Source organism: Hylemonella sp. P2_B10 (genome assembly GCF_056404875.1).
Genome location: NZ_JBFUDE010000003.1, coordinates 702,937 through 723,673 on the forward strand (window position 1 = coordinate 702,937; position 20,737 = coordinate 723,673).

Consider the following 20,737-nt stretch of genomic DNA (forward strand, 5'->3'; position numbering starts at 1 on the left):
TGGTGTCGAGGCTCAGTGCTTGGCCGGTGGCAGCACGCCGGTGGCGGCGTGGTTGCGCGCTTGCATGGCCGGCGCCAGTGCCAGCGCTTTGGTGGATTGATCGCCCACGCTGTCGGCCGACTGGTAGTAGCGCTCGTCCACCAAGGGGTCGCCCCGGGTTACGGCCAGGTAAAGCGTCAGGAAGCTGGCCACCACGACAAGGGCGGGGCCGGAAATCACCAGCCATACGTGACCATAACGCCACCAGGGTGCGGGGGCTGGGGTGGCTGAGCTGGCGGGCGTGGCGCGTGCGTTCATGATGGTCTCCTTTTAAGGTCTCTCAACGGGGAACGATGAATACCGATTTCTCCACCACGGTCGCTGGCATTTGGGGCGCCGTGATCTCAAAACGTATGGGGTGTGAGCCGGGCGGCGCACCTTCGTACGGCGCCTGCACCCGCACCACCACCCAACGGGCCTGGGCGGAATCTATGCTGAATTCGCTGTCCGAGGCCACGCGCAGGCCCGGCAGGCCTTGCACTGTGATGCGGAAGGCCTGGGCGGACTCACGCGCATTCATGACTTGCAGGCGGTAAATGTTTTCCAACTGGCCGCCGCTGACGATGCGTGCCAGCGTCGCGCGGTCGCGCACCACGTCCACCTTGAAGGGCGGGCGCAACGCCAGTCCGGTCAGCAGCGCCAGCACCACCGCGCCCAGAATAGCGCTGTAGACCAGCACGCGCGGCCGCAACACGTGGCGCCAGGTCTGCGCGCGGCTCCACCGCTGGTTGACGGCGTTTTCGGTGGAGTACTTGACCAGGCCGCGCGCGTAGCCCATCTTGTCCATCACCGTGTCGCAGACGTCGGCGCAGGCGCCGCAGCCAATGCATTCGTACTGCAGGCCGTTGCGAATATCGATACCGGTGGGGCAGACCTGCACGCACAGCGTGCAATCGACGCAGGCGCCCAGGTTCAGGGTCAACGGATCGGCTTTGCGCGAACGCGCGCCGCGCGGTTCGCCACGCTGGGTGTCGTAGGTGACGATCAGCGTGTCCTTGTCGAACATGGCGCTCTGGAAGCGCGCATAGGGGCACATGTGCTTGCACACCTGCTCGCGCAGGAAGCCGGCGTTGCCATAGGTGGCCAGGCCGTAGAACAGCACCCAGAAGGTCTCCCATGGGCCCAGGCCCAGGTGCAGCAACTCGTTGCCCAGCGTGTGAATGGGCGTGAAATAGCCGACAAACGTGAAACCGGTCCAGAATGCCAGCGCCAACCACAGCCCGTGCTTGGTCGACCGGCGCAGCAGCTTGTCCGCTGTCCAGGGAGCGGCGTCGCGGCGCATGCGGGCCGAACGGTCACCCTCGGTGTGGCGCTCGATCCACAGGAATATTTCCGTGTACACCGTCTGCGGACAGGCGTAGCCGCACCACAGCCTCCCGGCCACCGCAGTGAACAGGAACAGCGACAGCGCCGAGATCACCAGGATGCCCGTCAGGTAGATGAAGTCCTGCGGGTACAGCACCAGGTTGAAGATGTAGAAGCGCCGCGCTTCCAGGTCGAACAGCACCGCCTGGCGCTGGCCCCATTGCAGCCAGGGCAGACCATAGAACACCAGTTGCGTCAGCCAAACCAGCACCCAGCGCCAGCGCGCGAACAGGCCACTGACGCTGCGCGGGTAGATTTTCTTCTGCGCCTCGTACAGCGAGACCATCACGTCGCCATCGCCACCCGCGGCATCGTTGGCGGGTGGCTGGTGGTCGACCGCCACCGGCCGGATGGGGATGATTTTTCGCGGGACGGACATGGGGTGAAAAGGGGCGTGTCGGGGGGCAGGAATCTCAGCGCGCCGGCGCGCCGTTGGAGAAACCCCAGACGTAGCCGGTCAGCACATGGATCTGCGCCGCCGTCAGCTTGGCTGTCTGCGCCGGCATCTGGTTGGTCTTGCCGTTGTTGATCATGTTGATGATGGCTTGCTCGCCGTAGCCGTGCAGCCAGATGTCGTCGGTCAGGTTGGGCGCGCCCAGGGCCGCGTTGCCCTTGCCATCCATGCCGTGGCAGGCGGCGCAGGCCGTGAACTTGGACTTGCCCAACGCGGCACGCAGTGAGTCGTGCGGGCTCTTGGACAGGCTGAGCACATAGTGCGCAACGTTCTTCGCGTCATCGGCGCTGCCCACTGCCGCGCCCATGGGCGGCATCATGCCGGTGCGGCCCTCAAGGATGGTCTTGTGGATGGCCTCCGGCGCGCCGCCATGCAGCCAGTCGGAATCCGTGAGGTTCGGGAACCCCTTGGAGCCGCGTGCATCCGAGCCGTGGCACTGGGCGCAGTTGTTCATGAACAGGCGCTCGCCGATGGCGCGCGCCTGCGGGTCGCGGGCGACGTCTTCCACCTTCATGGCGGTGAAGCGGGCGTAGATGGGGGCGATAGCCTGGTTGTTCTTGTTCACCTCGGCCTGGTATTCACCGATTTCGGTCCAGCCCAGCTTGCCGGCGAAGGTGCCCAGGCCGGGGTACAGCGCCAGGTAGATGCCGGAAAAAACGATGGTGATCACGAACAGCCACATCCACCAGCGCGGCAGCGGGTTGTTCATCTCGCGCAGGTCACCGTCCCACACGTGGCCGGTGGTGTTGTCACCCCGATCGGCGACGCGGATCCGGCCGCTGATGATCAGCAGCAGCAGGCAGGCCAGGATGCTGATGACGGAAATGGCCGCCACATAGACGGACCAGAAATCACTTGTGAAGTCGCTCATGTGAAGTCCTTGGTGGGGGTCAGTCCTGCTCGAAAGGCAGGTTGGCGGCTTGGCTGAAGTCGGCCTGGCGGCGAGCCGACCAGGCCCAGGCCATGATGCCCACGAAGCACAGGAAACTGGCCACAGTGGCGAGGATGCGCAGGGTATTGACGTCCATGGTGTGTATCTCCGGGTTCACTTCAGTGCCAGGCCCAGCACCTGCAGATAGGCAATGGTGGCTTCCAGCTCAGTCTTGCCTTTGACCTCCTCCACCGACTTGGCGATCTGCTCGTCGGTGTAAGGGACGCCCACGGTACGCAGCGCCTTCATGTGGGCCGGCATGGACTGGGCGTCCACCAACGTCTTCTCCAGCCAGGGGTAGGCCGGCATGTTGGATTCGGGCACCAGGTCGCGCGGGTTGGTCAGGTGGATGCGGTGCCACTCGTCGCTGTACTTGCCGCCCACGCGGGCCAGGTCCGGCCCGGTGCGCTTGCTGCCCCACTGGAAGGGGTGGTCATACACCGACTCGCCGGCCACCGAGTAGTGGCCGTAGCGCAGCGTCTCTGACAGGAAGGGCCGGATCATCTGCGAGTGGCAGTTGTAGCAGCCCTCGCGCACGTAGATGTCGCGCCCGGCCAGCTGCAGCGCGCTGTACGGCTTCACGCCGGCAATCGGCTGCGTCGTGGACTTCTGGAAGAACAGCGGCACGATCTCCACCATGCCGCCCACCAGCAGCACCAGCAGGATGAGCACGATCATCAGGAAGTTGTTGGTCTCGATCTTCTCGTGGGTGAAGCCCGTCGAGCCCGCCGAGGAGGATGTGTTGTCGGATGCCATATGCAGGTTCCTTCAGTTCTCAGGCGTGCGCGGCGACGGCCGGCACGTTGACCGGGGCGGCGTGGCCGGCGCCCATGGTTTTCAGGGTGTTCCACAGCATGATCAGCATGCCGCTCAGGTACAGCAGGCCGCCCAGGAAGCGCAGCATGTAGAACGGGTAGGTGGCCTTGACCGACTCGACGAAGGTGTAGGTCAGCGTGCCGTCCGGGTTCACTGCGCGCCACATCAGGCCCTGCATCACGCCGGCGATCCACATGGCCGCGATGTAGATGACGATGCCGATCGTCGCCACCCAGAAGTGCAGCTCAATGGCCTTGACGCTGTACATCTGCTTCTGGCCAAACAGGCGCGGGATCAGGTAGTACATGGAGCCCATGGTCACCAGGCCGACCCAGCCGAGGGCGCCGGAGTGCACGTGGCCCACGGTCCAGTCGGTGTAGTGGCTGAGCGCGTTGACGGTCTTGATGGACATCATCGGCCCCTCGAAGGTGCTCATGCCGTAGAAGGACAGCGAGACAATCAGGAAGCGCAGGATGGGGTCGTCGCGCAGCTTGTGCCAGGCGCCCGACAGCGTCATGATGCCGTTGATCATGCCGCCCCAGCTGGGCGCCAGCAGGATCAGCGAGAACACCATGCCCAACGACTGTGCCCAGTCCGGCAGCGCGGTGTAGTGCAGGTGGTGCGGGCCGGCCCACATGTAGGTGAAGATCAGTGCCCAGAAGTGCACGATGGACAGGCGGTAGCTGTACACCGGGCGCTCGGCCTGCTTGGGGATGAAGTAGTACATCATCCCCAGGAAACCGGCGGTCAGGAAGAAGCCCACCGCGTTGTGCCCGTACCACCACTGCACCATGGCGTCCTGCACGCCGGCGTAGGCCGAGTAGGACTTCATGAACTCCGCGGGGATGGCTGCGCTGTTGACCAGGTGCAGTATCGCCACCGCGAGGATGAAGGCGCCGAAGAACCAGTTGGCTACATAAATGTGGCGCACCTTGCGCGTGCCAATGGTGCCGAAGAAGACAATGGCGAAGGACACCCACACCAGCGTGATCAGGATGTCGATCGGCCACTCCAGCTCGGCGTATTCCTTACCCTGGGTGTAGCCCAGTGGCAGCGAGATGGCGGCCGCCAAAATGACCAGTTGCCAGCCCCAGAACGTGAAGGCCGCCAGCTTGTCGCCGAACAGCCGCACCTGGCAGGTGCGTTGCACCACGTAATAGGCCGAGGCGAACAGGCCGCAGCCGCCGAAGGCGAAGATGACCGCATTGGTGTGCAAGGGCCGCAACCGGCCGTAGCTCAGCCAGGGGATGCCGAGGTTCAACTCGGGCCAGGTGAGTTGGGCGGCGATGATCACCCCCACCAGCATGCCCACCACGCCCCAGACAACGGTCATGACGGCGAATTGGCGGACCACGGTGTCGTTGAAGGCGGTCGCTTTGGAGTTTGAAAAGTTCACGGTGACCTCTTGAAATTAGCCATGGAGCGAGTGTGGATGCTGGGCCTCCAAACCGGCTTGATGCACGTCAAGCGCGGCGCAGATAGGCGCCTTGTCAGGGATCTGAAAGGATGCGTTCACCTTCGGCCTCGATGTCTTCGAACTGACCGCGGTCGATGGCCCACCACAGGGCGCCCAGAATGAAAAACACCAGCACCACCGACAGCGGCAGCAGCAGGAACAGGATGTCCATCAGGGGTTCTCCAGCGGCAGTGACGTGGCAGCGCCTTCCGTCGACAGCGAGGTCGCCAGTCGCGCGGCGTTGAGCACCACCAGCAGCGAACTGCCAGCCATGCCCAGCCCCGCCAGCCAGGCGGGCAGCCAGCCCACAATGGCCAGGGGCACGCAAGCGGCGTTGTAGACCAGCGCCCAGACCAGGTTCTGCCGCACCACGGCCACCGCGCTGCGGGCGCGGCGCAGCGTGTGGGCCACATCCATCAGCCGGCCGCCGGGCATCACCACGTCGGCCTGGGCCTGGGCCAGCGGCACAGAGCGGCCGAAGGCGAAGGACACTTCGGCGCCGGCCAGCACTGGGCCGTCGTTCAAGCCGTCGCCCACCATGGCGACCCGATGACCTTGCGCCTGCAATTGGCGCAGCAAAGCCAGCTTGCCGTCCGGTGAGCACTGCGCCTGCATGTCACGGATGCCGGCCGCCGCGGCCACGGGCGCCACCGCTTGCGGTGTGTCGCCTGACATCAGCCGCACCGTCACGCCGTCTTGCCGCAGTGCCTCCACCGCCTGCGCGGCCTGCGGGCGCAGCCGTTCGGCGATGTCGAAGCTGGCCAGCCAGCCACTGCGGTCGCTGAGGTGGACGCAGGTGCCGGTGGTGGGCGGCGCCCGTTGCACGCGACAAAATGTAGCGGTGCCCAGGCGAAGTGCCGCCGTCTGCGTGTTGCCATGTGCGATGCCGCGCAGGCCGCGTCCGGTCAGCTCCACGACGTGGGCGCAGTGCCATGCTGGTTGGACCTCGCCCGGTGCAGCAGCACACAGCGCGCGCGAAACCGGGTGCAGTGAATGCTTTGCCAGCGCGCAAGCCATGGCCAGCGCCTGTTGTGGTGTCACGCCGGCGCGCGTGTGGATGGCTCCCACGTTCATGGCCTCCTCGGTCAGCGTGCCGGTCTTGTCAAACACCACGGTGTCCACTGTCGCCAGCGTCTCCAACGCCTGCAGTCGGCGCACCCAGATGCCCTGGCGTGCCAGCGCGCCTGCACTGGCCAGCAACGCCGCCGGCGCCGCCAGCGACAGCGCGCAAGGACAAGTCACCACCAGTACGGCCACCGCCACCATCAGCGCATGGGCAGGGCCCTGGCCCCAGTTCCATGCAGCGCCCAAGGCCGCAGCTGCCAGCACCGCCAGCAGGAAAGGCCGGGCCAGCGCATCGGCCAGTCGGGCGGCGGCCGGTTTGCTGGCGGCGGCCGATTCCATCAGGCTGACGATCTGGGCAAAGCGTGTCGCCTGGCCGGCGCGCAACACCTGCACCAGCACCGTGCCGCTCAGGTTGTGGCTGCCCGCCACAACGCTGGCGCCGGGCCCCCTGTGCACGGCCTGCGACTCGCCGGTGAGCAGGGCTTCATCCACCTGCGTGTGTCCGTTTTGTACCAAAGCGTCCGCCACGAAGGTCTCACCAGCGTGTACGCGCAGCACATCGCCTGCCACCACGCGGCGTGCGGCCACGCGCTCGAAGCTGCCGTCGGCGCACTGCCTCTCCACGCCATCCGGCAGGCGGCTGATCAGCGCTTCCAGTGCGCCGGCAGTGCGGTCGCGCAGCCTCAGTTCCAACCAGCGCCCGCTGAGCAGGAAGAACACGAACATGGTCAGCGAGTCGAAATACACCTCGTGGCCGAATGGCCCCAGCGGTTCGAACGTGCCCACGGTGCTGATGGCGAAGGTGATGGCAATGCCCAGCGCCACTGGCAGGTCCATGCTGACGCGGCGCTGCAGCAGGTCGCGCCAGGCCTGGCGGAAGAAGGGACCACAGGAAAACAGCAGCACGGGCAAGCTGATGACCCAGGACGCCCAGCGCAGCAACTGCTCCAGCTCACCGGGTATCTCGCCTGGCTGCGCGATGTAGGCCGGGTAGGCGTACATCATCACCTGCATCATGCCCAGGCCGGCCACTCCCCAGCGCCACAACGCCTGGCGGGTGTCGGCCTGGCGGCGTGCGCGCGCGCCGCTGTCCTGCAATGGGACGAGTCGGTAGCCGGCCATGGCCACCGCCTGCATCCAGCCCGAGGGCAGCACCTGAGCGGGTCGCCAAGTGACCTGCGCGCGCTGGCCGCTGGCGCTGACGCTGGCAGCCACCACGCCGGGCACACCCAGCAGCGCTTGCTCCACCGTCAATGAGCAGGCGGCGCAGTGCATGCCTTCCACCGCCACGCTGGATTCCAGTTGGTCGGGGTGGTCCTTGCGTGGACGACTGAAGGCGTCCCACTCGCGCGGGTCGTCCAGCGGCGTTGGCTGCCCGGCCTGGCTGGTGTCCTGGACACCGCTCTGGGGCCAGGGCGGTGCGGGCAGGGCGGTAGAGGCCAAGCTGAAGGATGACATGCCTGCAGTGTCCCGTTCAGCCTGGGTGTCACGCTTGATTCAGATCAATCGGGTGGCAGATGCGCTGCGCTTGATCTGTGTCAACGACGGAGGGCGCCGCAGCCGGGATCATCCTGGCATCACAACCGCCCAGCCAAGGAATCCGTTTTATGCCCTCCACGTTTCACGCCATCGTCTGGATGGACCAGCAGCAAGCCCAGGTCGTGATGTTCGACAAGGAGCACAGCGAATCCGTCAAGGTGCGGTCGCACAGCCACGCCTCGCACCAGGGCAAGAGCCATGACGAACCCGGCTTTTATGCCGATATCGCCGCCAGATTGGCCGGCACGCATGAAGTGCTGCTCACCGGTCCCGGCCAGGCGCATGACAAGTTTCGCGTCTGGTGCGCCGTGCATCAGCCGGCAGTTGCCAAGGTCATCGTTGGCTCCAGCCTGTCGGACCACCCCAGCGAAGGCCAGTTGGTGGCGTTGGCGCGCAAGTATTTCAGCGGCTTTGACCGCATGGCGTTGGACCCCGCACTGCTGAACCGCGGTCCAGCGCATGACCAGTTGGCGCCGAGCACATCGTGATGGCCACCAGCTTACCGCCGCGCGGTGAGACAGATCCGGCATCGGCGTTCAGCTTGGATTTGCTGTTGGCCGCCCAGATGGAGTTTTGCCGAGAGACCGTGGCCAGCCTGTGCAGCTTTGCCGCCACGGCTTTCCAAGCGCAAAATCCCGTGCAGCTGGTCGCGCTGCAGGCCGGCTTGCTGGCAGGCATGACTGAGCGCTCACTGCTGCTGGGACGTAAGACGATGTTGCTGGCGTTGGGAGCACCGACCGAAGTTCGCGGCTGACTGCGCAGGCACGGTGCTCATCATGCGGGCTGTGATGGCCCAGGAGGATCCGACATGACACTGACCCAAGAGCTGACACGCCTCGAACAGCTTTACGAACGCGGGGCGCTGAGCGCTGAAGAATTCTCCCAGGCCAAGGCCCGTTTGATTGCGGGCCTGTCGGCTGGCGGCGGCTTTTCGCCGGTCATCAACCAGCTGCGCCGATCGCAAACCGATCGCTGGCTGGGTGGCCTGTGCGGTGGCCTGGCCGTCGCCACCGGCGTGGATTCCTGGGTCTGGCGCCTGCTGTTCGCGCTCGCCCTGCTGGCCGGCGGCAGCGGCGTGGTGGTCTACATATTGCTGTGGATATTCGTGCCCGCACAGGACAGCGCCGGCGCGCTTTTGTGACGCTCAACTGACCGCGTGAGTGGTCTCGTGGCGGGTCTGGCACTGGGTGCAATAGGGCGCGGCCGGCATGGCCGTCAGACGGCGAACATCAATGGCCTCACCGCATTCCAGGCAGCGACCGTATTCCTTCAGTTCCAACCGCAGCCGAGCGGCCTGTACCAACTGCAGCTCCTGGGTGGCGTGGTCCGACTGGGCTTGCAGCACGGCGTTGTCAGCGCTGCGGGCGGCAGCGTCTTTCTGGTCTGAGACTTCGTGGGCCACAGCTTGCGCCTGGGCGTCGCCCAGATCCTGGCTGCCTTGCGCCAGCGCGCGCAACTCGGCCTCACGTTGGTCCAACAGGTCACCGAACTGTCTGGCCATGCTGTTGTCGTAAGTTTTCATGAACACCTCTTGCCAAAAAAGATGGGGCCATTGTGTGGCCCCATTCGGTGTACCGGCTTGACCGGGATCAAGCTGGCACCTGCACCAGAGCTTAGAAGCGCCAGCCCAGGCCTACACCGGCCAGCACCGGATCCACCTTGAAGCTGCCGAGGTTGGTGCCCTTGGAGGACACGTCGGTGCCCAGGTACACCTTCTTCAGGTCGAAGTTCAACACCATGGTCTTGGTCAGCGGGATGTCCAGGCCCACCTGCAGTGCGCCACCCCAGCTGTCGCGCTTGATGTCAATGCCAGCGGGCAGGTTGACAGAACTGAAGCGCGTGAAGTTGACGCCGGCGCCCACATAGGGCTTCACGCCGCCGCCGTCGAAATGGTATTGCAGCGTCAGCGTGGGCGGCAGGTGGTCCAGCGAGCCGATGGGTGCGCCCTTGGAACTCAGCGTGTGTCCTTGCGGCACGGTCAGCACCAGCTCCACCGCCACGTTCTTGTTGAAGAAGTAGCTGATGTCCACCTCGGGGATGGTCTTGTTGTTGATGCTCAGGCCCAGGCCGGTGGAATCGTCGTTGGCGCTGTTCAGGTTCACAGCGCGTACGCGCACCAGCCAGGGGCCATCGGCCGTGGTTTGCGCCAGCGTGGCGGTGGAAGCGAGGGCGCAGGCGGCCAGCACGGCGGCGGCCAGGATTTTTTTCTTCATGAGGTACTCCATTCATTGACACAACAGGGGATGTCCCTGTGCGTTATTGGAGCCCGATCAACGCCTGCCCGGGCTGACCTGGGTCAAAGGTGATGTGGCGGGTGCTGCGCTGCAGCAGTGGAGTTTGCGCCAGATCAAACTTCTGGCGGCCCGCGCCACGCTGTGAGCGACGGCCCGCGTCTCAGCGCTTGTACATGGCCTCTATCGCCAGCTCGAAATGCTTGGCCAGGTTGTTGCGCTTGAGCTTCAGTGTCGGCGTCATCAACGCGTTCTCCATCGTCCACGGTTCCAGCGACAGGGTTACCGCGCGCGGCACCGCGTAGTGCGGAAAATCCTTGCACGCCGTGCGAATGCGCTCCAGCGCCGCCTTTTGCAGTGCAGGCAAGCTGAGGCTGGCGGCATCGGCAGTGGCTCCCTGCGCGGCAGCCCAGGTGGGCCACTGCGCGGCGTCCAGCACCACCACACAGGCAATGAACTGCCGGCCTTCGCCCACCACGTAGGCCTGCGTGAACAGGTCATCCGACGTGATGGCCAGTTCCACATCGGCCGGCGCGATCTTCTCGCCGGTGGAGGTGACGATGATCTCCTTGATGCGCCCGCGTATGCTGATGCGCCCGTCGTCGATGCTGGCCTGGTCGCCTGTGCTCAGCCAGCCCTCAGGGCTGAGCACGCGCGCGGTGTCCTCGGGCCGTTTCCAGTAGCCACGCATCACGCTGGGGCCGCGCACCAGCAGCTCGGCGTTGTCGCCCAGCTTCACCTCCACGCCGGGCAGCGCGCGGCCCACGGTGGCCGGGTCGTTGTCCTGCGGCGTGTTGGCTGCCACCACGGGAGAGGTTTCCGTCATGCCATAGCCCTGCAGCACCGGCACCTCCAGCCCCAGGAAGCAGCGTGCAATGGCGGGCGACAGCGGCGCGCCGCCGCTGACGGCCACGCGCAGGCGGCCGCCAAATGCGGCCTGGATCTTGCTGGCCACCAGGCCCTTCAGCAGTGGCCAGGCCAGGTTGTCCAGCAGTTCGCTGGCGTTGGCATCCGTGCCGGTCAGCGGCAGGTGTTGGGCGCGGCGAAAGCGCCGCCAGCCCACCGCCTGCGCTTGCTCGAACAACCAGGCCTTCAGCCCGCTGCCCAGTGTCTGCTGCAGCTTGGCATACACCCGCTCGTAGATGCGCGGCACCGAGATCAGGATGGTCGGGCGCTGCGTCTTCATGTCTTCGGCCAACAGCGCCACTGAGCGTGCGAAAGCCACGCAGCAGCCGGCCGCGATGGGCAGGTAGTAGCCGGCGGTGCGCTCGAACGTGTGCGACAGCGGCAAGAAGGACAGGAACAGGTCGTCCGGCGTCGGCGCCACCCGCTGCAGTGTGGCCTGCACGTTGGCCACCACGTTGCGGTGTGTCAGCATCACGCCCTTGGGTTTGCCGGTGGTGCCGGAGGTGTAGACGATGGTGGCCAGGTCGTCCGACGCCGGGCCTGGAGCGCTGTCGGCTGCCGATACGTTGGCGCGGGCCAGCCAGTCTGCCAGGGCCAGCACCGGTGGCGTAGCGTTGGCATCCTGTGCAGCCGCACCACTGCGGCAGACCACGCAGCGCAGCCCGGGCAGTGCGGTGCCCGTGGCGGCAATTGCCTGCCACTGGGCAGCCGTGTTCACCAGCAGGCAGGCGGCTTCGCTGTCGGCCAGGATGTAGGCCACGCTGCCGGGGTTGTCCAGCTCGTGCAGCGGCACGATCACCAGGCTCAAGCGCAGCGCGGCCTGGTCCAGGCACACGCCATCCACGCTGTTGGGCACCAGCATGGCCACGCGCGCACCGGCGGGCAGTTGCAAGCCAGCCAGTGCGTCGCGCCAGCGCGCCACGCGCTGCGCCATGTCTTGCCAGCTGAAGGTCAGCCAGGCGCCGCTAACTGTGTCGAATTCGCGGTAAGCCGGGGCGTTGGGGGTGGCGGCCACGCGGGCGGCCAGCAGTTCGGGCAGGGTCTGCGCCTGCAGGGGTGTGGGAAAGTTCATGAGTCGTCAAATCCAAAAGCCAGGCGCCAGCCTCGCCGGCCGGCGCTTCAGGCGGGCGCGGTTGCGTCCAGGTAGCGGCTGAATTGCTGTGCGTCCATTGCCTTGGCAAATAACCAGCCCTGGTAGGTTTCGCAGCCGTGTTGGCGCAGAAAATCCAGCTGCGCCTGCGTTTCCACGCCTTCGGCCACCAGCGTCAGCCTGAGATTATGGGCCAGCGCGATGATGGCGTGCGACAGCGTGGCGTCGTCGGCGTCGTCGGGCACGCCGTCCATGAAGGTTTTGTCGATCTTCAGCTTGCTGACGGGCAGTGCCTTCAGGTAGGCCAGTGACGAGTAGCCGGTGCCGAAATCGTCCAGCGCCACGCTGCAGCCCAACGCCACCAGCGCCGAAATCTGTGCCTGGGCCTGCTCGGTCTGCGTCATCGCCATGGACTCGGTGATCTCGATGTCCAGCAGGTGGGCCGGCGCGCCGGTTCGCGCCAGCACCGCACTCACGCGCTCGGGCAGGTTGCGCTGGCGGAACTGCTGGGCCGAGAAGTTCACTGCCACGCGCACCGGCGTGCCCTGCCGGTGCCAGCTGGCGATCTGCAGGCAGGCCTGCTCCAGCACCCACTCGGACAGCGGCATGATCAACCCGGTGGCCTCGGCCACCGCCACCATGCGCGATGCCGGCACCGGGCCCAGTTCGGCGTCGTGCCAGCGCAGCAGCGCCTCGGCGCCCACCACGCGGTTGCTGCGCACGTCCACCTGCGGCTGGTAGTGCAGCGCCAGCGTCCCCTGGCGCAGCGCCTCCTTCAGCCGGTTGTGCAGTTGCATGTCCTCGCGCACCTGCTGGTCCATCTGCGGCGAATAGCAGGCGTAGCCACCGCGTCCGGCCCCCTTGGCCTGGTACATGGCCATGTCGGCGTAGCGCAGCAGGGTTTCGGTGTCGGTGGCGTCGTTGGGGTAAAAGGCCAGGCCCAGGCTGCCGCCAGAGTGCAGCACGTGTCCGGCCACCGGGTAGGGGTGCTGCATCTCGGCCATCAGCTTCACCGCCACGTTGACCGCCTCGTCCACGTTGCACAGGTCGGTCAGCAGGATGGCGAATTCGTCACCCCCCAGGCGTGCCATGGTGTCGTTCTCGCGCAGCGCCGCGCGCAGCCGCTGCGCCACCTGCACCAGCAATGTGTCGCCCACCGCGTGGCCGAAGCTGTCGTTGACGCTCTTGAAATGGTCCAGGTCCAGCAGCAGCACAGCCACTTGCAGGCCGGCGCGCTCGGCGCGCACCAGCGCCTGGCCCAGTTGCAGGTGAAAGAACCAGCGGTTGGGCAGCCCGGTGAGTTCGTCGTGCGACGCCTGGTGGCGCAACGAGGCCTCCAGCTCCTTGCGGCTGGTCATGTCGCGCACATAGGCCACGGCAAAGGTCTGGCCGGCGCCGGCCCAGTGGCCCAGCGCGATGTCCACCGGCACTGAGCTACCGTCGCGGCGCATCAGCTTCAGGTCCAGCCCGCTCATGCCGCGCGTCTGCGGTTCGGTGAAGAAGGCGCGCATGTTGGTGGCGTGGCGCTGGCGCAGATGCTCAGGCAGGAACATCGACACATTGGTGCCCACCAGCTGCGCCGCCGGGTAGCCCGACAGCGCCTCCATCGCCGGGTTGGTGCTGATGATGCGGCCGTCCTGGGCCACCCACACCACGCCGTCGGGCGCGGCGTTCAGCATGATGCGCTCGCGCAGCTCCTGCGCCTGTATCGCCTCCAGCGGCTGGCGCAGCGCTTCGTCGAAGGTGGCCTTGAACAGGTAGCCATAAGCCGCCAGCTTGTACAGGTGGCCCAGCGCGTTGGCGGCCTCCTGGTCCACCGGGCGCAGCAGCGTGAGGAACAACTCGGAGGCGATGGACAGACTGGCGACCAAGGCCAGCGGCCACAGCAGGGCCGGCGCCAGTTCGCGGCGGGCGCGCCACAGCAACAGCAGGCTCAGCGCATGCAGCGCGCTCAGCAGCCACTCCCAGCCAATCTTCAGCGCCGTCAGGCCCTGGCCAGGCACGAACAGGGTGGGCAGGCGCTCGGGCGTGTTCAGGCCCAGCAGGGCCAGCAGCGCCAAAGCGGCAAACAGGACCGTGCTGACGCGCTGACGGTGGGCGCGGGAGATGTCGGGCCGGCGCAGCCCAGTCACATAGTTCAGCAGCGCCAGCGCCGCCAGTGTGCGTGCCCAGAGCCAGAACAGCATGGACTTCTGCGGCGAGTTGGGCGCGCCCAGGCTGGGCATGCCCACGTAGCTGAGCACGTGCAGGAAATCCAGCACCGCCACGCCCAGGAAAGCGTGGCCCAGCAGCTGTACGCACCCCGAGCGCGCCGAAGGCATGGCGCGGTGCCCGGTGGCGAACACCAGCAGCGCCACCGTGATGGCCAACAACTCCATGGTGGTGTGGCCGAACAGGAACAGGTGCGGCGCGATGGGCACGTGCCCGAGCGGCTGCGACACCCACCACAGCAGCGGCGGCGCCAGGGTCAGCAGAATCCAGGCGGGGGCGGCGGGTAGCGGCTTGGTCATGCGTGGCGTCGTGGCGAGCGCGGGGCCTCGCCTTTCCTGGCTGTGCGGTGTAAAGCCCGGGCCATACCTGCGCCACGCGCCGTCCGTGTGGTGCCTTCAACCCGGGTCGGGTGCAGACCCTGTGAACAGGGCAAACGACAAATCTAACCCGTCCCGCCGTCCCGCAGCTTGATCTATGTCAAACCGGGTGCAGGCGCGGCCTGGCCGCTGTCAGCGGGGCTGCTCCAGCCGGGCCACGAAGCCCCAGCCGCCGCCCAGCTCGGTGATCGCCAGCAGCAGTTCGTTGCGGCCCTTCTTCAGCGGCAGGTATATGGCGTCGTTCTCCGCGTCCACGATGCCCAGGAAGCCCGGGTCGCGGAAATACTGCGCGCTGCGGCCCCGGTACAGGATCTGGCCGTTCAGGAACACGCTGACCTCGTCGCTGTAGCCCAGCAGCAGCTTGCGCACCTGCTCGCGGTCCGCGTCCACCACCGTGCGGGCATAGATCAGCTGCGCGCCGGGTTGCGGGTCCAGCCGCTTGCGCCAGTCGTTGGCGAACGACACGCGCGGATGCGGTGCGGTGCGGTAGCGGGTGATGGGCACCAGGCCCGGCGGTTCGGCCTGCACCGTTTGCCAGTTGATGGCCTGGCTGTCGGCCGCGCTCAGCGCCTGCTCGGGGTCGCGCTTTTGCACGTCGTAGGCGGGTGACAGCTGCCATTGCGTCAGCGCGTCGGCCGGCATGGCCGGCCACTGGCGCTGCCAAGGCACGTCCGCCGTGGCGCGCACCTGCATGTTGGCGAAACAGGTGGCGCCGGTCAGCACCCACAGCGCCAGCTGGCCTTGTTGCAGGCCGCTCTTCAGGTCCGACATCACCAGCGCCGGCTTGTCCATGTCCTTCACATACAGCTGCGCCTGGGCGCCGGCCAGTACGAGGCGCAGGTGGAACCACTCGTTGCGCGGAATGTTCACCGGGCCGGTGAAGCCCGGCCCGCTGTACAACTGCCAATTCAGCCCGGTGCCCAGGATGGGGGTGTACTGCATGGCGTCGGCCAGGCCGGACTTGTGCTGGCGCAGGTAGATGGTCTCGCCATTGGCGCCCTCGTCCTGCAACCGGAACTGGAAGCCGAAGAACCCGCGCTCGGCCGGTGTGGCGACGTCCACGTCCACCACACCGTCACGCAGCTCCAGGTCGCGCACCACCGCAGCGCCGCCATTGAGCATCAGGCACTTGCGGCCCAGAAACTCGGCCGGCTTGGCGTTGGCCTCCAGCTCCCAGCGCGGCGACTCGGGCGGCAAGATCAACACCGTGCCGGGCTGGGGCAGCGGTGCCGCGGCCAGCGCAATCAAGGCCGTGACAGGCGCCAGCATCAGGGCCACCAAACCAAAACGCAAGGAGTAGGGCAGGGTGTTCATGCGTTCAAGGTACAAACCCGGACGCTGCGGGTCAATGGCTGGCGCGCAAGTGTGGGATGAGCAGCGGTTTTCGGGGTGTCAGTGGCGGTGACCCGATCTCGCCAGCGCGTGCCACGGGTGCCTCACCCGCGCTCGAGTGCGGCCTCAATCGCCGTCAGCCCAGCCAGCGCACCGGTCGCCAACCCCACGTCCAGCCGCGACGGCACCTGGTATTCACGCGGGTTGATGCGCACCAGCCGGCCACCCAGGTCGCGCACGACGTGTTCGCCAAAGTGACGTACCGACGGAATGGTGGTGCCTGCGCCCAGCTCCACCACCAACGGGCGCTGCACCCGCGCCAGCCAGGTCTGCAGACTGCGGGCCTGTTGCTGTTGGCGTGCCTCTTGCCAGTCCCAATCGCCAAACATCAGCACATTGGGCCGGGCCAGGCCGCCGCAGCGCGGACATGCCGGAGGGGTGTTCAGCAGCCGGCAAGCCGCCACATCCACCTGCGGCACGAAGTCATCGGCCGGCCAGATGTCGTCGCAGCAACCTTGCAGGCACTGCAGGAAATGGATGGAGCCGTGGCACTCGTGCACAGGCACCTGTGGGGGTGTGAAACCGGCGCGCTGGAACTGACCGTCCACATTGCTGGTGAACACCGCCATCCCCAGCGGCATGCGCCGGCTCCATTTCAGCAGCAGCTCGAAGCCGGCATGCGGCACGCAGGCGCGGTACAGCTGCAAACGGTGGCCGTAGAAGCCCCAGGCCAGGGCCGGGTCGCGGTGAAAGGTGTCGGGCGAAGCCACCTCGGCAAAGTCCAGCCGCGCCTGCGCCAGCGCCGGGTAGGCTTGCCAGAAGCCCGTGCGACCGCGAAAGTCCGGCAGGCCGGAGTCCACGCCCATGCCCGCGCCGGCGGTGATGATCAGCGCATCGGCCTGCGTGAGCAGGTCGGCAGCTTGTTCAACCAGTGTGGGGGACAGGTCCATGGTGATGGGTATTTCACCATGGCATGTTCGCGCCGTGAAGCGCGGCGGTGGGTGCTAGGCGTCGGTGTCGAAGCGGTATTCAATGCGCCCGGCGTACACCTCGCCGGCCGCCACCCGTGCCGAGGGAAAGGTCGGCTGGTTCGGCGCATCCGGGTAGCGCGAGGGTTCCAGACACACCCCACCATGGCGCGGCATGCGCAAGCCCTTTTTGTCGGCCAGCGGGTTGTGGTGCAGCGCATGGCCGGCATACACCTGCAGGCCGGGCTCGGTGCTCCACACCTGCAGACTGCGCCCGCTTTGGGGGTGGCGCACCGTGGCCAGGCGCGCCAGCGTGCCTGCAGCTTGGTCAGCGGGGCGCACCCAGTAGTGGTCATACAGCGCCGGCTCGGCAAAGCCGGAGTGCGGGGCGCGCCAGCCCTCATCGCCCAACGCGCGCGGGTGGCGGAAGTCAAACGCCGTGCCGGCCACTGGCAGCACGCGGCCAGTGGGCAACTGGGCCGCGTCTACTTCCAATACTGCGCTGGCGTCCATCTGCAGCTCATGGTCCAGCACCGTGGCGCCTCCTTCAGCCGACAGGTTGAAGTAGCCGTGGCTGGTGAAGCTGGCCACCGTGCTGCGCTCCAGCGCCTGGGCCTGCCAGCTGATGCTCAGTGTGTTGTCCGCGTTCAGCTCATACGTCAGACGCAGGTCCATGTCGCCGGGGAAACCGTCCGCCGCGCTGGTAAAGCGGTGGCCCAGCACCAACCGCGCATCGCTGGCGTGCAGCACGTCAAACACCTGCATGGCGCAGCCGGCGTCACCCCCGTGCAGCAGGTTGGCGCTGTCGTTGGCGGGCGGTGTGAAGGTTTGGCCGTCCAGCGCCAGCCGGGCGCCGCTCAGACGGTTGGCATAACGGCCCACAAAAGCACCCTGCCAGGAGCCGTCACGCAGCACGTCATCCAGCCTGCCGTAACCCAACAGCACGTCGCCCAGCTGGCCATGGCGGTCGGGCACCAGCACCTGCTGCAAGCGCGCGCCCAGATTGCAGATGCGCACACAGGTGCCTGCCGCATTGCGCAGCGTGTACAGGTCCACATGGCGGCCATGCAGGCGGGCCTGGAAATCTTCACGCAGCAGGGCCGCCTCTCGGGGCAGGGTGGCGGTGGGGCTGGAGTGGTCCAAGGGGAACGGGTCAAAAAGGCGAAAGTGGCGAAGGCGCCGGTGGCTTCGAAGCAAGAGGTGCTGCATCTGCGCCTAGTCCGGGATTATGCCGCAGCACCCTGGATTACCGCATCCGGAAAGACCATGATGGGCGTACATCATTTATGCCGCGCGCATGATGGGCGTCTAAGTGAATCAGGCAGATAATTTTCACTCTTTACGTGGTGGCGCATCAAAATGAGTTGCGTACCTCATTTTCAATCATTAGAATCCTCATCCAAGATGGATTCCTTCAACCCTGTCCGACGCCCCCAGCTGGTGGACGTGGCCGCTGCGGCCGGCGTCAGCCTGGCCACGGTGGACCGTGTGCTGCACGGCCGCGCCGGCGTGCGTCCGGACACCGTGGCCCAGGTGCATGCCGCCGTGCGCCGGCTGGAATACCGCGCCGACCCGGCCGCCTCGCGCCTGGCGCGTGCCCGCACGCACACGGTGGCGGTGGTGCTGCCCTCGGGCAGCAACAGCTTTGTGGCCATGCTGTCCGAGCAGGTGCAGACGCTGGCGCCCTGGCTGACCGAAATGCGCCTGGCCGCCGTTATTCAGCAGGTCGATGTGTTCTCGCCTGAAGCGCTGGCACGCCACCTGGCCACATTGCGCGGCCAGTTCGTCGCCGTGCTGGTGATGGGGCTGGACCACCCGCTGGTGCGCGCCGCCATTGACGACCTGGTGGCCGAGGGCACCACCGTCATCACGCTGGTGTCGGACGTGCCCAGCTCGCAACGTGCCCACTATGTGGGCATAGACAACGTGGCTGCCGGCCGCACCGCCGGCTGCCTGATGGGGCGCTTCGTCGGCGGCAGTTCCGCCAGCGATGGCCCGCGCAAGCTGGGCATCGTGCTGGGCAGCCATGCACTGCGCGACCACGCCGAGCGCCTGTTCGGCTTCCAGCAGGTGCTGGCCGCCGAGCACCCGCAGTTGACGCTGTTGGCGCCACTGGAAGGACATGACGACTCGGTGCGCACCGAACAGCTGGTCACCAACCTGCTCAAGCGCGAGAAGCAGCTGGCCGGCATCTACAGCATTGGTGCCGGCAACCGCGGCATCCAGGCCGCGCTGGTGGACAGCGGCCGCGCCAGCCAGGTGGTGTGGGTGTGCCATGAGCTGACGCCCCACGCCCGCCGCGCGCTGCTGGACGGCGTGGCCGACGCCGTCATCAACCAGGACGCCGGGCACGAGCTGCGCTCGGCTTTCCGCCTGGCCCTGGCCCGCCTGAACAAAGAGCGCGTGGTGCCCGACCAGGAACGCATACGCATAGACATCTTCGTCAAAGAGAACCTGCCTTGATCACCTTGGGAATAGACATCGGCACCTCCAGCGTCAAGACCGCGCTGGTGGCTGCCGGCGACCGCGTGCTGGCCAGCGTCAGCCGGCCGCTGGCCGTGAGCCGCCCACAGCCGGGCTGGAGCGAGCAAGACCCCGAACACTGGTGGCAGGCAGTGTGCGACGGCCTGGACGCGTTGCGCGCCAGCCATGCCGCCGACCTGGCCCAGGTGACCGCCATCGGCCTGTCCGGGCAGATGCACGGTGCCACGCTGCTGGATGCGCAAGGCCAGGTGCTGCGCCCCTGCATCCTGTGGAACGACAGCCGCAGCGCCCCGCAATGCGAGCGCCTGACGCGCGAGTGGCCGGCGCTGCACGCCGTCACCGGCAACCTGGCTTTCCCCGGCTTCACGGCGCCCAAACTGATGTGGGTGGCCGAGCACGAGCCCGACATCTTCGCCCGCGTGGCCAAGGTGCTGCTGCCCAAGGCCTATGTGCGCTGGCGCCTGTGCGGCGAGTACGCCGAGGACATGTCCGACGCTTCCGGCACGCTGTGGCTGGACGTGGGCCAGCGCGACTGGTCCGATGCCGCCCTGGCCGCCACCGGCCTCACCCGCGACCAGATGCCGCGCCTGGTGGAAGGCAACGCCGTCAGCGGCACGCTGAAGTCCGAGTTGACCCAGCGCTGGGGCTTTGCCAAGCCACCGCTGATCGCCGGCGGTGCCGGTGACAATGCCGCCGGTGCCATGGGTCTGGGCGCCACCCAGGCGGGCGACGCCTTTGTGTCGCTGGGCACCTCGGGCGTGCTGTGGGCCACCACCGCCCGCTTCGCGCCGGCGCCGCAGAGCGCCGTGCATGCGTTTTGCCACGCGTTGCCCAACACCTGGCACCAGATGGCCGTGCTGCTGTCAGCCGCTGCCTGCCTGGCCTGGTGGTCCGAAGTCACTGGCGCGGATGAAGCCACGCTGCTGCAAGAGATCAAGCCCGACGCCATCTCGGCCTGCTGGTTCCTGCCCTATTTGAGCGGCGAGCGCACGCCGCACAACGACGCCGCCGTGCGCGGCGGCTTCGTCGGCGTGGAAGCCGGTTGCACCCGCGCTGACATGACGCTGGCCGTGCTGGAAGGCGTGGCCTATGCGATGCAAGACGCCCAGCTGGCGCTGGCCAGTGCCGGCACGCAGCTGAAAGAGGCCGACGTGATAGGCGGCGGCGCCCGCTCATCCCTGTGGTGCCAGTTGATGGCCGACGTGCTGAATGTGCCGCTGCACCAGGTGGCCGAGAGCGACATCGGCTGTGCCCTGGGCGCAGCCCGCCTGGCCCAGCTGGCTGCTGGCCTACCGCTGAGTGATTTGAAGAAGCCGCAACGCTTGCGCAGCTTCACGCCGCGCCCTGCGCAAGCCGCGCTGCACGCGCAGCGCCACCGCAAGTGGCAAAGCCTGTACACCCCGCTGAGCGCGTTCGCGCGGTCAGCCTGAGCACCCCGGAAGAACATCCACCGAGACAACCGTTTTTGTTGAA

At 67.0% G+C, this 20,737-nt stretch carries 20 protein-coding genes; 5 read left to right on the plus strand and 15 right to left on the minus strand.

The genetic code is table 11. From position 1 onward, the window contains the following. Nucleotides 1-12: 12 nt before the first annotated feature. The 8 genes from AC1DX2_RS15680 to AC1DX2_RS15715 form a co-directional block, all read right to left on the minus strand. Nucleotides 13-297, minus strand: a complete 285-nt coding sequence (locus tag AC1DX2_RS15680) for a FixH family protein (RefSeq protein WP_477197287.1) — start codon at nucleotides 295-297, stop codon at nucleotides 13-15. A 22-nt stretch (nucleotides 298-319) separates the two neighbouring features. Next, nucleotides 320-1,783, minus strand: coding sequence for a cytochrome c oxidase accessory protein CcoG (gene ccoG, locus AC1DX2_RS15685; protein WP_477197288.1), 1,464 nt, complete (start codon nucleotides 1,781-1,783; stop codon nucleotides 320-322). A gap of 34 nt (nucleotides 1,784-1,817) precedes the next feature. Further along, on the minus strand, nucleotides 1,818-2,729 hold the full coding sequence (gene ccoP / locus AC1DX2_RS15690; protein WP_477197289.1) for a cytochrome-c oxidase, cbb3-type subunit III: 912 nt from the start codon (nucleotides 2,727-2,729) through the stop codon (nucleotides 1,818-1,820). Nucleotides 2,730-2,748: 19 nt separating this feature from the next. Then, on the minus strand, nucleotides 2,749-2,886 hold the full coding sequence (locus tag AC1DX2_RS15695) for a cbb3-type cytochrome oxidase subunit 3 (RefSeq protein WP_477197290.1): 138 nt from the start codon (nucleotides 2,884-2,886) through the stop codon (nucleotides 2,749-2,751). Nucleotides 2,887-2,903: 17 nt separating this feature from the next. Continuing rightward, nucleotides 2,904-3,545, minus strand: coding sequence for a cytochrome-c oxidase, cbb3-type subunit II (ccoO, locus tag AC1DX2_RS15700; protein WP_477197291.1), 642 nt, complete (start codon nucleotides 3,543-3,545; stop codon nucleotides 2,904-2,906). Nucleotides 3,546-3,564: 19 nt separating this feature from the next. Then, a complete protein-coding gene (ccoN, locus tag AC1DX2_RS15705) occupies nucleotides 3,565-5,001 on the minus strand; it encodes a cytochrome-c oxidase, cbb3-type subunit I (RefSeq protein WP_477197292.1) in 1,437 nt (478 codons plus the stop codon). Between the two features lie 94 nt (nucleotides 5,002-5,095). Next, nucleotides 5,096-5,233 carry a cbb3-type cytochrome oxidase assembly protein CcoS gene (gene ccoS, locus AC1DX2_RS15710; RefSeq protein WP_477197293.1) on the minus strand — a complete coding sequence of 46 codons (138 nt, stop codon included), beginning with the start codon at nucleotides 5,231-5,233 and terminating at the stop codon, nucleotides 5,096-5,098. Then, on the minus strand, nucleotides 5,233-7,584 hold the full coding sequence (locus tag AC1DX2_RS15715) for a heavy metal translocating P-type ATPase (RefSeq protein ID WP_477197294.1): 2,352 nt from the start codon (nucleotides 7,582-7,584) through the stop codon (nucleotides 5,233-5,235). Before AC1DX2_RS15715 ends, ccoS begins: the two co-directional genes overlap by 1 nt. 149 nt (nucleotides 7,585-7,733) lie before the next feature. Between AC1DX2_RS15715 and AC1DX2_RS15720 the strand changes: the two genes are divergently transcribed. The 3 genes from AC1DX2_RS15720 to AC1DX2_RS15730 are packed head-to-tail and all read left to right on the plus strand — an operon-like array spanning nucleotide 7,734 to nucleotide 8,806. Further along, on the plus strand, nucleotides 7,734-8,153 hold the full coding sequence (locus AC1DX2_RS15720) for a hypothetical protein (RefSeq protein ID WP_477197295.1): 420 nt from the start codon (nucleotides 7,734-7,736) through the stop codon (nucleotides 8,151-8,153). Then, the gene (locus tag AC1DX2_RS15725; protein WP_477197296.1) at nucleotides 8,150-8,419 is read left to right on the plus strand and encodes a hypothetical protein; all 270 of its coding nucleotides are present in this window, start codon (nucleotides 8,150-8,152) and stop codon (nucleotides 8,417-8,419) included. The genes AC1DX2_RS15720 and AC1DX2_RS15725 overlap by 4 nt, the downstream gene beginning before the upstream one ends. A 54-nt stretch (nucleotides 8,420-8,473) precedes the next feature. Continuing rightward, nucleotides 8,474-8,806 carry a PspC domain-containing protein gene (locus AC1DX2_RS15730; protein WP_477197297.1) on the plus strand — a complete coding sequence of 111 codons (333 nt, stop codon included), beginning with the start codon at nucleotides 8,474-8,476 and terminating at the stop codon, nucleotides 8,804-8,806. Nucleotides 8,807-8,809: 3 nt separating this feature from the next. Here the strand turns inward: AC1DX2_RS15730 and AC1DX2_RS15735 are convergent, their stop codons facing one another. From AC1DX2_RS15735 to AC1DX2_RS15765, 7 genes are all read right to left on the minus strand, one after another. After that, entirely contained in the window at nucleotides 8,810-9,187 is a 378-nt protein-coding gene (locus AC1DX2_RS15735) for a TraR/DksA family transcriptional regulator (protein WP_477197298.1), read from the minus strand. 91 nt (nucleotides 9,188-9,278) lie between these two features. Further along, nucleotides 9,279-9,878 (minus strand): OmpW/AlkL family protein, encoded by a 600-nt coding sequence (locus AC1DX2_RS15740; protein WP_477197299.1) that lies wholly within the window; start codon nucleotides 9,876-9,878, stop codon nucleotides 9,279-9,281. 181 nt (nucleotides 9,879-10,059) lie between these two features. Continuing rightward, nucleotides 10,060-11,874 carry an AMP-dependent synthetase/ligase gene (locus tag AC1DX2_RS15745; RefSeq protein ID WP_477197300.1) on the minus strand — a complete coding sequence of 605 codons (1,815 nt, stop codon included), beginning with the start codon at nucleotides 11,872-11,874 and terminating at the stop codon, nucleotides 10,060-10,062. Between the two features lie 47 nt (nucleotides 11,875-11,921). Beyond that, nucleotides 11,922-14,402 carry a bifunctional diguanylate cyclase/phosphodiesterase gene (locus AC1DX2_RS15750; protein ID WP_477197301.1) on the minus strand — a complete coding sequence of 827 codons (2,481 nt, stop codon included), beginning with the start codon at nucleotides 14,400-14,402 and terminating at the stop codon, nucleotides 11,922-11,924. 210 nt (nucleotides 14,403-14,612) lie between these two features. Next, nucleotides 14,613-15,794 carry a hypothetical protein gene (locus tag AC1DX2_RS15755; RefSeq protein WP_477197302.1) on the minus strand — a complete coding sequence of 394 codons (1,182 nt, stop codon included), beginning with the start codon at nucleotides 15,792-15,794 and terminating at the stop codon, nucleotides 14,613-14,615. 122 nt (nucleotides 15,795-15,916) lie between these two features. Next, nucleotides 15,917-16,762, minus strand: coding sequence for an SIR2 family NAD-dependent protein deacylase (locus AC1DX2_RS15760; protein ID WP_477197303.1), 846 nt, complete (start codon nucleotides 16,760-16,762; stop codon nucleotides 15,917-15,919). A 54-nt stretch (nucleotides 16,763-16,816) separates the two neighbouring features. Further along, nucleotides 16,817-17,923, minus strand: coding sequence for an aldose epimerase family protein (locus AC1DX2_RS15765; RefSeq protein ID WP_477197304.1), 1,107 nt, complete (start codon nucleotides 17,921-17,923; stop codon nucleotides 16,817-16,819). Between the two features lie 261 nt (nucleotides 17,924-18,184). On the opposite strand from AC1DX2_RS15765, the gene AC1DX2_RS15770 reads away from it, so the two are divergent. Continuing rightward, nucleotides 18,185-19,243 (plus strand): LacI family DNA-binding transcriptional regulator, encoded by a 1,059-nt coding sequence (locus tag AC1DX2_RS15770; RefSeq protein WP_477197305.1) that lies wholly within the window; start codon nucleotides 18,185-18,187, stop codon nucleotides 19,241-19,243. Next, nucleotides 19,240-20,694 carry a xylulokinase gene (gene xylB, locus AC1DX2_RS15775; protein WP_477197306.1) on the plus strand — a complete coding sequence of 485 codons (1,455 nt, stop codon included), beginning with the start codon at nucleotides 19,240-19,242 and terminating at the stop codon, nucleotides 20,692-20,694. Before AC1DX2_RS15770 ends, xylB begins: the two co-directional genes overlap by 4 nt. Nucleotides 20,695-20,737: the final 43 nt, after the last annotated feature.

Excerpts from the sequence above, each read along its gene's own strand:
- ccoG (WP_477197288.1), bottom strand. The coding sequence starts at position 1,783 with ATGTCCGTCCCGCGAAAAATCATCCCCATCCGGCCGGTGGCGGTCGAC.
- AC1DX2_RS15740 (WP_477197299.1), bottom strand. The coding sequence starts at position 9,878 with ATGAAGAAAAAAATCCTGGCCGCCGCCGTGCTGGCCGCCTGCGCCCTC.
- ccoO (WP_477197291.1), bottom strand. The coding sequence starts at position 3,545 with ATGGCATCCGACAACACATCCTCCTCGGCGGGCTCGACGGGCTTCACC.
- AC1DX2_RS15735 (WP_477197298.1), bottom strand. The coding sequence starts at position 9,187 with ATGAAAACTTACGACAACAGCATGGCCAGACAGTTCGGTGACCTGTTG.
- AC1DX2_RS15770 (WP_477197305.1), top strand. The coding sequence starts at position 18,185 with ATGGATTCCTTCAACCCTGTCCGACGCCCCCAGCTGGTGGACGTGGCC.
- AC1DX2_RS15745 (WP_477197300.1), bottom strand. The coding sequence starts at position 11,874 with ATGAACTTTCCCACACCCCTGCAGGCGCAGACCCTGCCCGAACTGCTG.
- ccoS (WP_477197293.1), bottom strand. The coding sequence starts at position 5,233 with ATGGACATCCTGTTCCTGCTGCTGCCGCTGTCGGTGGTGCTGGTGTTT.
- AC1DX2_RS15760 (WP_477197303.1), bottom strand. The coding sequence starts at position 16,762 with ATGGACCTGTCCCCCACACTGGTTGAACAAGCTGCCGACCTGCTCACG.
- AC1DX2_RS15720 (WP_477197295.1), top strand. The coding sequence starts at position 7,734 with ATGCCCTCCACGTTTCACGCCATCGTCTGGATGGACCAGCAGCAAGCC.
- AC1DX2_RS15750 (WP_477197301.1), bottom strand. The coding sequence starts at position 14,402 with ATGACCAAGCCGCTACCCGCCGCCCCCGCCTGGATTCTGCTGACCCTG.
- AC1DX2_RS15680 (WP_477197287.1), bottom strand. The coding sequence starts at position 297 with ATGAACGCACGCGCCACGCCCGCCAGCTCAGCCACCCCAGCCCCCGCA.
- AC1DX2_RS15755 (WP_477197302.1), bottom strand. The coding sequence starts at position 15,794 with ATGAACACCCTGCCCTACTCCTTGCGTTTTGGTTTGGTGGCCCTGATG.
- AC1DX2_RS15730 (WP_477197297.1), top strand. The coding sequence starts at position 8,474 with ATGACACTGACCCAAGAGCTGACACGCCTCGAACAGCTTTACGAACGC.
- ccoP (WP_477197289.1), bottom strand. The coding sequence starts at position 2,729 with ATGAGCGACTTCACAAGTGATTTCTGGTCCGTCTATGTGGCGGCCATT.
- AC1DX2_RS15715 (WP_477197294.1), bottom strand. The coding sequence starts at position 7,584 with ATGTCATCCTTCAGCTTGGCCTCTACCGCCCTGCCCGCACCGCCCTGG.
- AC1DX2_RS15695 (WP_477197290.1), bottom strand. The coding sequence starts at position 2,886 with ATGGACGTCAATACCCTGCGCATCCTCGCCACTGTGGCCAGTTTCCTG.